General features: G+C 40.7%; 19 protein-coding genes. 10 read left to right on the top strand and 9 right to left on the bottom strand.

Translation table 11 applies throughout. The features are described from left to right. Positions 1-207 precede the first annotated feature (207 nt). Genes MHI35_RS05750 through MHI35_RS05740 form a run of 3 tightly spaced genes read left to right on the top strand, consistent with a single transcriptional unit; the run spans position 208 to position 1,957 of the window. The gene (locus MHI35_RS05750; protein ID WP_211063114.1) at positions 208-948 is read left to right on the top strand and encodes an alpha/beta hydrolase; all 741 of its coding nucleotides are present in this window, start codon (positions 208-210) and stop codon (positions 946-948) included. A 52-nt stretch (positions 949-1,000) separates the two neighbouring features. After that, entirely contained in the window at positions 1,001-1,516 is a 516-nt protein-coding gene (locus MHI35_RS05745) for a YjcG family protein (RefSeq protein WP_211063115.1), read from the top strand. Positions 1,517-1,522: 6 nt separating this feature from the next. After that, the gene (locus MHI35_RS05740) at positions 1,523-1,957 is read left to right on the top strand and encodes a GNAT family N-acetyltransferase (RefSeq protein ID WP_211063116.1); all 435 of its coding nucleotides are present in this window, start codon (positions 1,523-1,525) and stop codon (positions 1,955-1,957) included. Positions 1,958-2,037: 80 nt separating this feature from the next. On the opposite strand, the gene MHI35_RS05735 is transcribed toward MHI35_RS05740, so the two are convergent. Then, positions 2,038-2,295 carry a hypothetical protein gene (locus MHI35_RS05735; RefSeq protein WP_060699626.1) on the bottom strand — a complete coding sequence of 86 codons (258 nt, stop codon included), beginning with the start codon at positions 2,293-2,295 and terminating at the stop codon, positions 2,038-2,040. Between the two features lie 127 nt (positions 2,296-2,422). Between MHI35_RS05735 and MHI35_RS05730 the strand changes: the two genes are divergently transcribed. Continuing rightward, the gene (locus tag MHI35_RS05730; protein WP_211063117.1) at positions 2,423-4,735 is read left to right on the top strand and encodes a UvrD-helicase domain-containing protein; all 2,313 of its coding nucleotides are present in this window, start codon (positions 2,423-2,425) and stop codon (positions 4,733-4,735) included. A 16-nt stretch (positions 4,736-4,751) separates the two neighbouring features. On the opposite strand, the gene MHI35_RS05725 is transcribed toward MHI35_RS05730, so the two are convergent. The 5 genes from MHI35_RS05725 to MHI35_RS05705 form a co-directional block, all read right to left on the bottom strand. Continuing rightward, positions 4,752-5,009, bottom strand: coding sequence for a stage VI sporulation protein F (locus tag MHI35_RS05725; RefSeq protein WP_003212292.1), 258 nt, complete (start codon positions 5,007-5,009; stop codon positions 4,752-4,754). A gap of 138 nt (positions 5,010-5,147) precedes the next feature. After that, the gene (locus tag MHI35_RS05720) at positions 5,148-5,285 is read right to left on the bottom strand and encodes a YjcZ family sporulation protein (RefSeq protein ID WP_003212017.1); all 138 of its coding nucleotides are present in this window, start codon (positions 5,283-5,285) and stop codon (positions 5,148-5,150) included. An 84-nt stretch (positions 5,286-5,369) separates the two neighbouring features. Next, on the bottom strand, positions 5,370-5,591 hold the full coding sequence (locus tag MHI35_RS05715; RefSeq protein WP_088003120.1) for a hypothetical protein: 222 nt from the start codon (positions 5,589-5,591) through the stop codon (positions 5,370-5,372). Positions 5,592-5,676: 85 nt separating this feature from the next. After that, complete coding sequence (locus tag MHI35_RS05710) at positions 5,677-5,805, bottom strand: hypothetical protein (RefSeq protein ID WP_260983066.1); 129 nt, start codon at positions 5,803-5,805, stop codon at positions 5,677-5,679. A 71-nt stretch (positions 5,806-5,876) separates the two neighbouring features. Further along, positions 5,877-6,227: a DUF1360 domain-containing protein gene (locus MHI35_RS05705; RefSeq protein WP_088003156.1), complete on the bottom strand. Its 351-nt coding sequence runs from the start codon at positions 6,225-6,227 to the stop codon at positions 5,877-5,879. 177 nt (positions 6,228-6,404) lie between these two features. On the opposite strand from MHI35_RS05705, the gene MHI35_RS05700 reads away from it, so the two are divergent. The 6 genes from MHI35_RS05700 (at position 6,405) to MHI35_RS05675 (ending at position 10,501) form a co-directional block, all read left to right on the top strand. Next, complete coding sequence (locus MHI35_RS05700; protein WP_041815417.1) at positions 6,405-6,791, top strand: spore coat protein; 387 nt, start codon at positions 6,405-6,407, stop codon at positions 6,789-6,791. Positions 6,792-6,835: 44 nt separating this feature from the next. Beyond that, entirely contained in the window at positions 6,836-7,171 is a 336-nt protein-coding gene (locus tag MHI35_RS05695) for a hypothetical protein (protein WP_041815414.1), read from the top strand. An 88-nt stretch (positions 7,172-7,259) separates the two neighbouring features. Further along, a complete protein-coding gene (locus MHI35_RS05690; protein WP_144523681.1) occupies positions 7,260-7,739 on the top strand; it encodes a spore coat protein in 480 nt (159 codons plus the stop codon). Positions 7,740-7,885: 146 nt separating this feature from the next. Next, the gene (locus MHI35_RS05685; protein WP_340991337.1) at positions 7,886-8,377 is read left to right on the top strand and encodes a CotY/CotZ family spore coat protein; all 492 of its coding nucleotides are present in this window, start codon (positions 7,886-7,888) and stop codon (positions 8,375-8,377) included. A gap of 202 nt (positions 8,378-8,579) precedes the next feature. Further along, entirely contained in the window at positions 8,580-9,023 is a 444-nt protein-coding gene (locus MHI35_RS05680; protein WP_144523679.1) for a CotY/CotZ family spore coat protein, read from the top strand. A 125-nt stretch (positions 9,024-9,148) separates the two neighbouring features. Further along, positions 9,149-10,501 carry an IS1182 family transposase gene (locus tag MHI35_RS05675; protein WP_172692994.1) on the top strand — a complete coding sequence of 451 codons (1,353 nt, stop codon included), beginning with the start codon at positions 9,149-9,151 and terminating at the stop codon, positions 10,499-10,501. Positions 10,502-10,623: 122 nt separating this feature from the next. On the opposite strand, the gene MHI35_RS05670 is transcribed toward MHI35_RS05675, so the two are convergent. The 3 genes from MHI35_RS05670 to thiD all read right to left on the bottom strand — a co-directional run bounded on the left by MHI35_RS05670 (position 10,624) and on the right by thiD (position 13,122). Continuing rightward, entirely contained in the window at positions 10,624-11,274 is a 651-nt protein-coding gene (locus tag MHI35_RS05670) for a CotO family spore coat protein (RefSeq protein ID WP_335348876.1), read from the bottom strand. Between the two features lie 114 nt (positions 11,275-11,388). Further along, a complete protein-coding gene (fabI, locus tag MHI35_RS05665) occupies positions 11,389-12,165 on the bottom strand; it encodes an enoyl-ACP reductase FabI (RefSeq protein WP_003211867.1) in 777 nt (258 codons plus the stop codon). A gap of 153 nt (positions 12,166-12,318) precedes the next feature. Beyond that, the gene (gene thiD, locus MHI35_RS05660) at positions 12,319-13,122 is read right to left on the bottom strand and encodes a bifunctional hydroxymethylpyrimidine kinase/phosphomethylpyrimidine kinase (RefSeq protein ID WP_335348877.1); all 804 of its coding nucleotides are present in this window, start codon (positions 13,120-13,122) and stop codon (positions 12,319-12,321) included. Positions 13,123-13,129 lie beyond the last annotated feature (7 nt).

Here is a 13,129-nt window from a genome sequence, read left to right as displayed (position 1 = left end):
GTTCTAATTCTTAATACTGTAACGCATTAAATCTCATTTTTCAAGAGGAATCTGAACAATTAATTGAAATTTTCTGTATTTTATAACAGATTCGGTGTTAACTGAATTGAATGCATGTTAGCATATAGGAACAACGCTATTTTTCATGTTACAATGAATGGAAACGTTTCACTTTGTGATGAAATCGGTTAGCTGGAGGAATGGATTATGGTGAAGAAAACAGGCATTATTCAAGAAGAAACCTTACATTCAAAAGAACTTGGGGCGGATATGACCCTTTTGATCTATTTGCCAGTCAATTACTCCCCCCTTTATACATATCATGTCATCATTGCCCAAGATGGTCATGATTATTTCCGTTTAGGCAAAATAGGCAGACAGGCAGAAGAATTGATGCAAAACAAAGAAATGGAACGCTCCATTATCATTGGCGTCCCTTATGAAAATGTCACCGAAAGAAGGAATACGTATCATCCAGATGGCACAAAATTTGAAGCGTATAAACGCTTTTTAGCAAATGAACTTGTCCCTTATATTGATACGCACTATCCAACCTATCAAATTGGCTCAGGACGCACGTTTATTGGTGATTCTCTGGGTGCTACGATTTCTCTTATGACAGCGATTGATTATCCTTCTTTATTTGGCGGTCTGATTTTGCAGTCACCTTACGTTGATGATTCAGTCTTAGAAGCTGTTAAACAGTCGACAGCCCTTTCTCATTATGCGATTATCCATCAAATTGGACTGGAAGAAACGGCTGTGAAAACGACAGATGGCCAAGTGCTTGATTTTATTCACCCGAACGACGATTTAAAGGCACTTCTTGAACAGTCAGGTGCAGATTATTTATTTGAGACATTCGAAGGGGATCATAAATGGACGTTTTGGCAACCGCTCATTGCGCCTTCGTTAAAAAGAATGCTCCCATATTCGTTAATCAACTGAATTTTGTTATAATAAACAATAATAAATACTTTCTTAATCAGGAGGGAACACGATGAAATACGGAGTTGTTTTATTTCCATCAAAAAAATTGCAAGATATTGCGAACTCTTACCGAAAACGTTATGATCCGAACTATGCACTCATACCGCCTCATTTAACACTTAGAACACCTTTTGAACTAACGGATCTAGAAGCAGCTGAGGTCGTCTCAACGCTCAGAGAGTATGCAAAAAATGCTTCTCCTATTACATTACGTATTAAAAAATTCAGTTCATTCGCTCCTGTAAACAACGTTATTTATATGAAAGTAGAACCGAACGAAGAAATCATGGCGCTCAATGAAAGATTGTATGCAGATCCACTTGAAGGTGCACCTGAATATGCCTTTGTTCCGCATGTGACAGTGGCTCAAAAACTATCAGATGATGAGCATTCAGACGTACTTGGTACATTAAAGCTGAGAAAGATTGACCATGAAGAAACAGTGGATCGCTTCCACCTTTTATATCAATTAGAGAACGGATCTTGGACCGTCTATGAAACATTTATTTTAGGAGAAGAGGGTTAAGGGCATTTGAAAACAGTCATCGCAACAGCACAAACACAACGAGAAGACGCATATTACGTTCGAAAAGAAGTATTCGTCAAAGAACAAGAAGTCCCATTAGAGATTGAAATAGATGAATTAGAAGACGAGGCCATTCATTTTGTCATTTATAATGATGAAATGAAGCCTCAAGCAGCCGCTAGATTGCGGATCATTGAAGGACCAAAGGCAAAGCTAGAACGAATTTGTGTGTTAAAAAAGGCACGCGCTTTCGGCCTTGGCCACAAACTATTAGAAGCGCTAGAAACAGAAGCCATTGCGAATGGAGCGAAGGAAGCGGTTATGCACGCACAAGTCCAAGCCCTTCCTTTCTACGAAAAGAAAGGTTACAAAGCCATTTCTGAACCGTTTGAAGAAGCAGGAATCACACATGTCAAAATGACAAAAACTCTGTCTGTTTGACCAAAAGAAAGAGCCAGCGCATCCATGATGTCCTGGCTTTTTCTTTATCATCGTTCGTCAATAGAAGAAAGCGCAATCATTTATACATACGTATTAATATGAACGCCTTTTCCTTCCTCCATAAACATATCTCGTACAAAGCGTTCCCGCTTTTTTTGCTGTACTTTCGTTTCCGCTTCTGTCACTAAGTCCTCTTTTTTCTCCAGCTCTCTGTATATCTTGTCATGAAAGGTGCGAGTAACCTTAGTTACTTTCGCGTAGTCTTCTTTATCCTGAGGAGCAGGACGATTGATATATTGAAAATACAGATCCGGCTGAATCGGGGCTATATATCCCATCAAGAACGCCTCCTTTGCTTCTCTTCTACTCTACTATTCCCTAATTATGACTGTTTGAAACACGTCTCATTTGATATGATTAGATGTGTTTCTTTTTAAGATTGATTAACTTATTGGAGGACTAGCTTTGAAATGCGCACGACGACATGATCGAACGATCTCATTACATACGTATTCGAGAGAACATTATCAATTCCTCCATGACGAGGGAAAAAAAGGGCACTTATTCTGCCCATATTGCGGACAACCAGTCTTTTTCAGATTAAATATACATGAAGAACCTGCCTTTATTCATAAACAAATGTCTCAGCAAGAGATGTGTGAACAAGCAGAAGAACAAGAAATTCAGAAAAAACACGCAGAACAAAAGGAAAGTGCTTCTTATAAAGAACTTGGGGGCTTCCGTTTTCCAACAGGTAAACAAATCATCTTTCAAACGAATGAATCATATGACTGGCAGGAACCAAGGTCGATTCAATTTAGCGATGCGATACATTTAGAAGAGAATGAACAAGCACATACCATCGATCACTTTCCGCATATCACCTTTAGCACACCACAGCTTCAAGCTGTCACACATAAGGACGGTCCGATGCTAGTGCTGGCTGGCGCTGGTAGCGGGAAAACAAGAGTCCTGACAGCAAGAGCGGCTTATCTCATGTCCCATCATCATATTCCTGCTCACCATATCTTACTCGTGACGTTCACCACAAAAGCCAGCAGTGAAATGAAAGAAAGACTGCGCAAGCAATATCAGCTGCACCCATCACAAGCAAGCCAAGTGGTGACAGGTACCTTCCATAGTCTTTTTTATAAAATGCTGCTTCACGATGACGCAAACAAATGGAACGGCCAGCACCTGATCAAGTTTGATTGGCAGAAAGAGCAGTACATTCGGAAAGCCATCATGAATGAAGGACTTGATGAAAAAGACTACCCTACCGATCAAGTCCTGCAATCAATCGGCTATTGGAAAAATGCTTTTTTACCAGGTGATCTTCCTGATTTGAAGGATGAAAAAGAAAAACACATGTGGACGATCTATCAATCTTATGAACAGCAAAAACGAGACAATCAGCAATTTGACTTTGATGACATGGCCATTGCCTGCTTGCACATGCTGACAGAACAGCCTGAACTGCTGAAACGGTATCAAGACCGGTTTCACTATATATTGGTGGATGAATTTCAAGATATAAATCCAGTTCAATATCAATTGATTCAGCTATTAGCTGGAGAATCTGAGCAGCTATTTTGTGTTGGTGATGATGATCAAGCCATTTATGCCTTTAGGGGCAGTAATCCTGCTTTCATTCTTGAATTCAAACATGACTACCCTTCGGCTCAGATTGTCCATTTACATGCCAATTACCGGTCGCATCATACGATTGTCGCAAGTGCCGATGCCATTATTAAGAAAAATCAGCATCGATATGAGAAAACGTTAAAAGCCGTCCGCTCAGAGACGATCCCTCCTACGCTATTTTATCCATATGACGAGGAAGAGGAAGCGACCATGATCGTGTCAGATATTCAGGAGAAAATTAAAAACGGCGCAAAGCCGAATGATATCTGCGTGCTCTTTCGCACCAATACGGGAGGCCGCGCGATTTATGAGCGTCTGCATCAATCTGCGATTCCGTATGAGACGGAGGCTGGTGTCAAAGCCTTCTACAGCAGACGAATTGTTCGAGTTCTTCTCGCCTTTCTCTCTTTAAGTCAAGATGCTGATGATGTGGCCGCTATGAAACAGCTGCTTCCGGTATTCTTTTTAAAGCAGCAGACCTTAAACACGATGAAGGCACTGACCATTACGGAAGATTGTTCAATGGTCGACGCACTCGGGAAACTAACAGATATTCAGCCGTTTCAACAGAAAAAGTTACAATCCATTGTTCCTCTGTTCCGCACGTTACGAAATTTAAAGCCGTCTGACGCTGTGGCGTTTATTGAACAAAAGATGGGACTTGGTGATTACTTAAAAAAAAGAGTGAATGATACGAATGTGCTTGAAAAAGGGGCGGATGACGTACGAGATGTAAAAACTGCCGCCAAACGCTTTGAAACGATAGAAGCCTTTCTCGCACATGCCGAACATATGAAGTCTGCCGAAAAGGAAAAAACAGACGAACCAGGTGTTCAGCTCATGACGATTCACCGTGCAAAGGGACTGGAATTCCAAACGGTGTACATCACTTGCGTAGTCGACGGGGCACTGCCACATGATTTCTCACTCGATGAACTCAGAAACGGTGATGAAGAAGCCTTGGAAGAAGAGCGCCGTTTATTATACGTGGCTATGACAAGAGCTGAACAATCTCTTTATCTATCGGTTCCATCGTTTAGACGAGGGAAAACCGCTCATCGCTCGCGTTTTTTATATCCTCTTCTAAAGAAAAACAGAGCATTATTCACAGAAAAACAACAGGCCCCCCTTTAAGCGGAGAGCCTGTTGTTTATTTTTTGTTGTTCATCATTTTAGCGATGGTATTGAAATCAAGTTTTTCTTTTCCACTTGTAATCGATTGAACGATTTTGTCTTCCATTTCTTTCGGTACACGTTTATTCGCAAGCTGCGCTACTTTTTTAATGACGCCTCGAACTGTTGCTTCATCTTTAAAGTTGGCATTTTGCAAAGAACCTGCAAGTTTAAAGACATCGTTCATATTCACACCCGTTTTATTTTCAACGCTTTTAAAGAATTTATTATCCATTCATTTGCCTCCTCTTTATGGAGTAATCACCTTACTATATGAAAATAGGCGAGATATGTGCCTATCCTAAAGCCTTGTTTGCCCAAAGAGAAAGGAAAGCAAAAGGCTCCCCTATTGCTTCCCTCACCTTCTTACTGTTTAGTTAAAGAAAGAAGCACCAACGATGATTAGAAGGATGAAAAGCACAACGACAAGAACAAATGTTGATCCATATCCGCCGCCATAACCTCCGCCGTAGCCGCCGCAAGAACCGCCACCGTAACCGTAACAACTCATATATAAGCACCTCCTCTTCTCCCTTACAAAATATGAAAAATGCAACAAATGGTTTGGACGATCACATAAAAAAGTGCGGAATTTTTATTTCTGCTGTTTAAAAACGTAATCTGCCTCTCCATGACGCACCATGAATGCTTCTGTTTCTTTCGCAAAAGCATCCATCTTCACGCCAAATGCTTTTAAATGCTCTTCAAGATCCTGCGCTTTATCCGCTAGATCCATTTCAACCTTTTCGTGCGCTTGCTCTTTCCCATCATGGGGTTTAGTGAACAAGGAACCGATTAATTGTTCGAATGCATCCATTCTGGTCACCCCTTCTCTCTTACATATGCATCACTCAAAAAAAGGCAACAAAAAAACCGGATAAATCCGGCTTTTGTTTTCTCTTTTATTGAGGTTTCTTTTTCTTTCCACAGCCACAGCCTGTTTTTTTGATTTTCTTCGTATATACAGATTGTTGATTTGACTGCGCTGGATAACCTTGAAGCAGATGTGACGGCGTTTCAGTTGGTTTCATCGCAACCCTTCCTTTCCTATTCCATGATAGTATATGCATGTTTTGAAAGCGTGTCTGATCAGAATGCCTGTTTATTTCACCAGCTTTGAGACAATTGCTTCAATAATGCCTGCTGCTGCGGCAATGGCTAATAGTAAATTAAGCCACATGCTGATGACAGGAAATAGTATGTATATCAGAAGTAATGCAGCAGTGCACCACATACCAGTACACCAATAACAGCTTAACAGCTCTCCTATCCAAGAGCGCAGCCCTTTCCCTTTAATGATGATATATGTTTCTACTTCACCTTGTTCATTGACCTCTTCTTGTTCTTCATGAAATAAACGGCGGAAAGGCGCAGTAATGGTATCAAACACAATGAGCCTCGTCAGTCTAAAGGATGCGAGGGCAAACACGAGAAATGACAAAGTACCGCTCAGGAGCCTCCACCTCCTTCTTTCTTCTTTTTTGCGTCCTTTCTTTATATATGCAAAAAGAAAGACCGCCATGATGAATTGAGCAGAAATAAAATTGGGTTGTACTTTTTCACACTTTCCGATTCCACCTTGAGCCTCTGCTGCATTAAATAATGTATAGATAAGAAAGGAGTGAAAGTATTGTCTATTGAAGAAAGTGCTGATTTATTATACACACAACTGTTAAACGAATTAATCAGCAATTATGATGATTTCATTGAGATCAAAGATTCCGAAAATGTCACGATTCATAAAACAGATGTAACAGCCGCACTCTCCCTTCAAGCGACCGTAACGACAATCATTACTCTTTTAATCCAACTTCTTGTACCAGACGATGAATTGGCTACAGAAATCACAGATCAGCTTTTAGCCACACAACAAGTAACCGTCCAAAAGAAGACTGTGATCCAAATCATCAATTGCTATAACGTCACGATTACATTATCAGACGCATCTATTATGAACTCTGTCCAAATCCTCACTCAAACATTGAATGTGCTATTAGTTGAAGCCGGCATTCTTTGACCCTTTCTTTTTCTAACATTATGTATGAAAGAGGTGAAATAATCGTGGCTGAAGAGAACGAAAAAAAGGAATTTCAAATCAACACTGAGGTTGATCCATTAACGAGTCTTCTTGTGAGTGATATTTTAAACAAAAACAATATCACAGATGATCAGAAAGCAAACATTTCAGATGATCAAAGAAGAATGATTTTGAAATTAGTTGAGGACTTACAAAAGAAAGCAGATGACTTCGTACAGCAGCAGCAGGAGAAAAAAAGGCAGGCTGAGGCAGCAAAACATGTCGAAGAAGTAGCGCCTGAACCACAAGTACGTCCAAAACGAAATTCACTTCGAGATCGTATTCAGCAGCGCCGTGATGCGCAGCGAAACAACGATTAAATAAAAATGGGTTGCGTGATAGGGTAAATGCCCGAGACAAAACAACGCATGCCAGCATTTAATAAAGTAAACGGAAGGAGGAATAGAAATGGATTCTAAACCATACTCTTGGGTCGCTCTAGATCGTAACTGTTCACACCATGGCGATTACAACTATGAAAGAAAAGCTGTTTGTGACGGCAACTATTATGATGATGAAGACGTCTTGCAAGATTTTGATCAAGTGAGTGTGACAAAGCAGACATCTGAGGAAGTCATTATTGTTAGAGACTCTTGTGACATTAACGTCTCTTCTGTTGATGCACAGGTAGCAGCATCTATCCAAGTAGCAGTTCAAACAGCGATCATTACCATTACAAACATCTCAATCGCAGACGGTGATTTAGCTGACCGCGTCACACAAGATCTCTTACAAGCTGCTACTCACAAACAAACAAACCGCCAGAAACTTGTTATCGAAAACTCTAGAAACGTTACAGTATCAACAATCGATGCGGATATCTCGATCGCGATTCAAACACTTACTCAAACCCTTGTTGCGACAATCGTTGCAATCGGTATCCTCTAATGTCCAAAAGCAGAGCGAAAAGCTCTGCTTTTCCTTTTATAAAAATACAACAAATATAAATAGTCATTTACCCACACCAACTAGAGGGCGCATACATATGTTGTTAAGGACTAAAGTCAAATACCTTGTTAAAGGAGCTGAAATCCATGAGCTGCGGAAAACACCATGGCCGACATGATGAAAACTGTGTATGCGATGCGGTTGATAAGATTTTAGCAGAGCAGGAAGCTGTAGAAGATAAATGTCCTACGAGCTGCTACAGTAATTTATTAAGCCCAACCGTTTCTGGAAAAGATACGATTCCGTTTTTACTTTTCGATAAAAAGGGCGGATTGTTCTCTACTTTTGGAAACATTGGAGGATTTGTTGACGATTGCCAATGCTTCGAATCCATTTTCTTCCGGGTTGAAAAATTAAACGACTGCTGTGCTACGTTATCTGTATTAAGACCTGTTGATGTACACGGACATACGCTGAGCGTTTGTCACCCTTGTGACCCTGACTTCTTTGGTTTAGAGAAAAAAGACTTTTGTATCGAGGTTGATCTAAACTGCTTCTGCGCAATCCAATGCTTAAACCCAGAGCTTGTCGACAGAGTCATGCCATCGAAAGATAAAAAGCATCATCACCACGGCTAAATCAACCGGCCGTTGATCTAACTTGTCATGAGTCAAAGCATCCCCTTCCTTACGAATGACAGTCAATCATGCGGAGCAGTCAGCATAAGAGCTGACGCTTCCGCATTGATTGAAAGTAGAAGTATCAGCCGGCAAAGATAGCTTGTAGATGATGACAGTGCTCAAACACTCAAACAAAATTCCTAGTATAGGAGGGTTGAATATGAGCCGCAAACATTCATGGAGCTGTGTAGCAGAGGCTGTTGAAAACATTAACGACTTACAAAATGCCGTCGAAGAAGAATGCCCGACTAGCTGTTATAGTAATCTCCTTTCTTCATCTCATTCATTAGGTGACACTGTCCCGTTTGTTCTCTTTACATCCAAATCAAAACCATTCGTCGCATTCGGAAACGTCGGAGAAGTAGATGCAGGACCTTGCTTTAGCACTACATTTTTCAGAGTCGAACACATCTCTGATCACTGCGCAACACTCAGCTTGCTTATCGCATTTGACAAAGACCGTCATATTTTAGATTTTACAGATAAAGATTCCGTATGTGATGTGTTCCGATTAGAAAAATCGAAGTATTGCATTGAAGTAGATCTTGACTGCTTCTGCGCAATCGAGTGCTTAAATCCACGACTCATCAACCGTAACTGCTAATAAAAAAAGTCCCTCTATGGGACTCAGGCTGTCGAGAAAATCTCGGCAGCTTTATTTTTCCCTTAAATTTTCCACCACTCCATTTTATAATAGAGAAAAGCATTCTAAAGGAAGGTGTTTTTCTCATGTTCCACACTAGAAATTCTTCTCAGCACGAAGCCGAATTTGTATTGCTAGATCAACTGGTCGAAGAGGACCACCTGCTTCGTAAAATTGATCAGTACATTGATTTTTCATTTATCGTAGATAAAGTAAAACCCTATTATAGTGAGAATAAAGGTCGTCCTTCTCTTGATCCGCTTATTTTGTTCAAAATGATGTTTATCGGATACCTTTACGGTATCCGTTCTGAAAGACAACTCGAAAAAGAAATTTACTATAACATGGCGTATAGATGGTTTTTAGGTTTGAACATCAATGATCCCGTTCCCCATCACTCCACTATTAGTTGGAATCGTCGTACTCGATTTAAAAATACAACGATTTTTCAAGACATTTTCGATGAGATTGTGCTTCAAGCTATCAATCATGATATGGTAGGAGGTCGCGTTCTTTTTACTGATTCAACTCATCTTAAAGCCAATGCTAATAAACATAAATATACGAGAAAAACGATTGAACAAGATACCCAGAACTATATCAATGATTTAGAAGAAGCAGTCCAAGAAGATCGGGTGGCACATGGAAAAAAGCCCTTAAAGGTAAAAGAGGAGGTGAAAACAGAAAAAGACATTCGTCAAAGTATGACTGATCCTGAAAGTGGCTATTTATATCGCGAAAACAAGCCTGAAGGCTTTTTCTACCTAGACCACCGGACAACAGATATGAAGTATAATATCATCACCGATGCTCATGTCACGCCTGGAAATGTCCATGATTCTGTTCCATATCTTGATCGGTTAGATCACCAAATCGCACGATTTGGTTTTCAAGTAGAAGCTGTTGCGCTTGATTCAGGTTATTTGACAACACCAATTTGTAAAGGTCTATCTGATCGACATATTTTTGGTGTCATTGCCCATAGACGTTTTCATCCAACAAGAGGATTATTTGAGAAGTGGAAATTTCAGTATGATTCTGAAAATGATCATTACATATGCCCAAAAGGTGAGAAGCTTTTATATACGACAACAGATCGAAAAGGTTATCGATTCTACAAATCAGATCCTAAAAAATGTGCATCGTGTCCTTTCCTTGAAAGATGCACAAGGTCGAAAAATCATCAAAGAGTCATCTCAAGACACATATGGGAAGAACATAAAGAAAAGATCAGACAGAATCGTCTAACTGTTTCTGGAAAAGAGCTATATAAAAAAAGAAAAGAAAAAATAGAGCGAAGCTTTGCAGATTCAAAACAACTGCATGGGCTTCGCTACTGCCGGTTAAGGGGGAAACAAAATGTGAGTGAGCAAGTTCTCCTCACAGCTGCGTGTCAGAACATGAAAAAGATTGCCACACACCTAGCGAAGCTAGGCTAGGTGTGTGGGAGGCCTTTTTCATTAAATCTCATCCATCCTAATTACGATGAAAATAAAAAAGCCTGTAGAAAAACATGAGTTTCTCTACAAGCTGAGTCCCTCTATGGGACTTTTTTTATTCGTTAAAAGCCAAGCGGATGAATCGAGGAAATGTCATCTATCGCTAATTCAACTGGACTTCCCCCACCCGCTGTTCGAATAACCACTGTATCTTCATTTCGATCCATGATAATCCCTCTATATGTCTTACCATCAGCTTCGATCAGGCAAAGGGCTCTTGGCATATTATGAGGCAGGCTTGTGAGAAAATCGACTTTTTCGTCAATGCTCATCTGACTTAAAGGCTTTTTCACTCGTTTCCTTCTAGGTTCTTCTTTTGTTTCATGAAATACACCTTCTGGCGGCTTTTCCTCTTCTCGCTGGGGTTTTTGTTCTTGTATAAGCTCTGGTTCTTTTGTGATGTCTTTTTTTTGAGTAAGCTCTGGTTCTTTGAAGATATCTTCGTCTTGGGTAAGATCTGCTTCTCTCACCATGTTTTGCTTTTGCTGACGCGCAGGCGGCTCGACTTCTTTTTTCTTTTCGATTTCTTGAGCCACAGGTTCCTTGTGCGTACTTTCTTCAATCATATCTTTCTCAGTCTTAGGACTTTCTTGTGGTTTTTCTGATTTCTTTCGCTTTCTCACAATATTTTGCATGGCCGGCATTGATTCATCATAGCTCGGCTGAACGATATACATAAGCGGTTTCTGGTTCTCATCACCTTTATTTGACATACTAATCCCTCCTGAATGATTCATTCCTTATATATATGAGCGGACGACTCAAATCAGAAGAAAAATAAAAAAACAGCATACCTTTATTCGGTATGCTGCAAATTATTTGTTTGTTTAGCGAGCAATGATATGGAAGCCAGAATCAACATGCAAATTCTCACCTGTCATACCGCGTGATAGATCACTGAATAAGAATAGAGCTGTATCGCCAACTTCTTCAGGAGTCGTTGTACGGCGAAGCGGTGCACGCTCTTCAATATCCTTCAGAATGGTATTGAAGCCACTGATGCCTTTTGCTGACAGCGTACGAATTGGACCAGCAGAAATACTATTCACACGAATACCTTCTGCGCCTAAATCAGCTGCTAAGTATTTCACACTTGCTTCAAGTGCTGCTTTTGCTACACCCATTACGTTGTAGTTAGAAACCACACGCTCTCCGCCTAGGTATGTAAGCGTGACGATGCTTCCACCTTCTGTCATCAATGGACGTGCTGCTTTTGCAACAGCCGTTAAAGAATATGCACTAATGTTGTGCGCCAAAAGGAATCCTTCACGGTTCGTGTTTAAGTATTCACCGACAAGCTCTTCTTTGTTTGCAAATGCAATCGCATGCGCAACGCCATGAATGACTTGTACTTTTTCTTTAATTGTAGCGAAACATTTTTCGATTTCTTCGTCACTTGTCACGTCACATGGAAGAATGATCGAATCATCGCGCTCAAGTGTGCTTGCAAGTTCTTTTACAGATTCAGCAAGACGATCTCCAACATAAGTAAAAATCAAACGAGCTCCAGCTTCGTGAAGTGAGCGGGCAATTCCCCAAGCGATGCTTCGTTTGTTGGCAACACCCATTACCACGATATTACGGCCTTCTAAAGAAAAGTTCATATGTAATAAAGCCTCCTATTTTTTCAAGACATAGTATTAGTACCTGATCATAATATTATCACAGATCACGAGAGAATGACAATTTCCGCTGAAAGAAAGTTTCTTTTTCATCAAAAAACCGTCCTCGCAAGTGAAGACGGTTCGATTCTCTTATCATTTGAGCCGATTTTGCTGATATGCAAAATGGTTGGTAGGTCCGTGTCCAGCACCAATATTCAAAGGGAACTTGATGGCTTCATGGACAAAGGTTTCTGCAGTGTCAAAAGCCTCTCTCATGGAGTATCCTTTCGCAATTTCAGCTGTTAATGCCGCTGCAAACGTGCAGCCTGTGCCATGTGTATGCGGGGTATCAATGTGTTCGTTTGTGACTTCTATGAAGCCTTTTCCATCATACAACAGGTCTGTAATCATCCCGCCAGATGGACCGTGACCGCCTTTGATCACGACATGTTTCGTACCAAGCTCATATAAACGCTCCGCTGCTAGATAGCGATCTTCTTTTGTCTGAATGCGCATATCTGTCAGCACTTCTGCTTCAGGAAGATTCGGCGTTACGGCATAGCTGACAGGCAGCAAGTGTGTTTTCAACGCTGTGACCGCATCTTCATTTAATAAAGAAGCGCCTCCTTTTGCGATCATCACTGGATCGACAATGAGCTTCATGTCATATTGAACCGTTTTTTCAGCAACTATTTTGATCATATCTGCGCTCCACAGCATCCCTGTTTTGACGGCATCTGGCAGTAAATCCTCTGCCACTGCATCAATTTGACTTTCTAACGCCTCATTTGAAAGCGGATATACCCCGTGAACACCTAATGTGTTTTGTGCAGTAATCGCTGTGATTGCAGACATTCCGAACACACCGAGCTCCTGAAAGGTTTTTAAATCAGCTTGAATGCCTGCTCCGCCGCCAGAATCAGAACCTGCGATTGTGAATGCTTTTTTGATCGTCATTTCATCA

This window comes from Bacillus sp. FSL K6-3459, assembly GCF_038003305.1.
Classification (GTDB): Bacteria; Bacillota; Bacilli; order Bacillales; family Bacillaceae; genus Bacillus; species Bacillus pumilus_O.
This window is presented reverse-complemented; position numbering and strand designations above follow the sequence as displayed.

What these genes read in the sequence shown, in the direction of transcription:
- MHI35_RS05680 (WP_144523679.1), top strand. Translation starts at nt 8,580, where the DNA reads ATGAGCCGCAAACATTCATGGAGCTGTGTAGCAGAGGCTGTTGAAAAC.
- MHI35_RS05715 (WP_088003120.1), bottom strand. Translation starts at nt 5,591, where the DNA reads ATGGATGCATTCGAACAATTAATCGGTTCCTTGTTCACTAAACCCCAT.
- MHI35_RS05675 (WP_172692994.1), top strand. Translation starts at nt 9,149, where the DNA reads ATGTTCCACACTAGAAATTCTTCTCAGCACGAAGCCGAATTTGTATTG.
- thiD (WP_335348877.1), bottom strand. Translation starts at nt 13,122, where the DNA reads ATGACGATCAAAAAAGCATTCACAATCGCAGGTTCTGATTCTGGCGGC.
- MHI35_RS05690 (WP_144523681.1), top strand. Translation starts at nt 7,260, where the DNA reads ATGGATTCTAAACCATACTCTTGGGTCGCTCTAGATCGTAACTGTTCA.
- MHI35_RS05710 (WP_260983066.1), bottom strand. Translation starts at nt 5,805, where the DNA reads ATGAAACCAACTGAAACGCCGTCACATCTGCTTCAAGGTTATCCAGCG.
- fabI (WP_003211867.1), bottom strand. Translation starts at nt 12,165, where the DNA reads ATGAACTTTTCTTTAGAAGGCCGTAATATCGTGGTAATGGGTGTTGCC.
- MHI35_RS05685 (WP_340991337.1), top strand. Translation starts at nt 7,886, where the DNA reads ATGAGCTGCGGAAAACACCATGGCCGACATGATGAAAACTGTGTATGC.
- MHI35_RS05750 (WP_211063114.1), top strand. Translation starts at nt 208, where the DNA reads ATGGTGAAGAAAACAGGCATTATTCAAGAAGAAACCTTACATTCAAAA.
- MHI35_RS05670 (WP_335348876.1), bottom strand. Translation starts at nt 11,274, where the DNA reads ATGTCAAATAAAGGTGATGAGAACCAGAAACCGCTTATGTATATCGTT.
- MHI35_RS05735 (WP_060699626.1), bottom strand. Translation starts at nt 2,295, where the DNA reads ATGGGATATATAGCCCCGATTCAGCCGGATCTGTATTTTCAATATATC.
- MHI35_RS05745 (WP_211063115.1), top strand. Translation starts at nt 1,001, where the DNA reads ATGAAATACGGAGTTGTTTTATTTCCATCAAAAAAATTGCAAGATATT.
- MHI35_RS05725 (WP_003212292.1), bottom strand. Translation starts at nt 5,009, where the DNA reads ATGGATAATAAATTCTTTAAAAGCGTTGAAAATAAAACGGGTGTGAAT.
- MHI35_RS05720 (WP_003212017.1), bottom strand. Translation starts at nt 5,285, where the DNA reads ATGAGTTGTTACGGTTACGGTGGCGGTTCTTGCGGCGGCTACGGCGGA.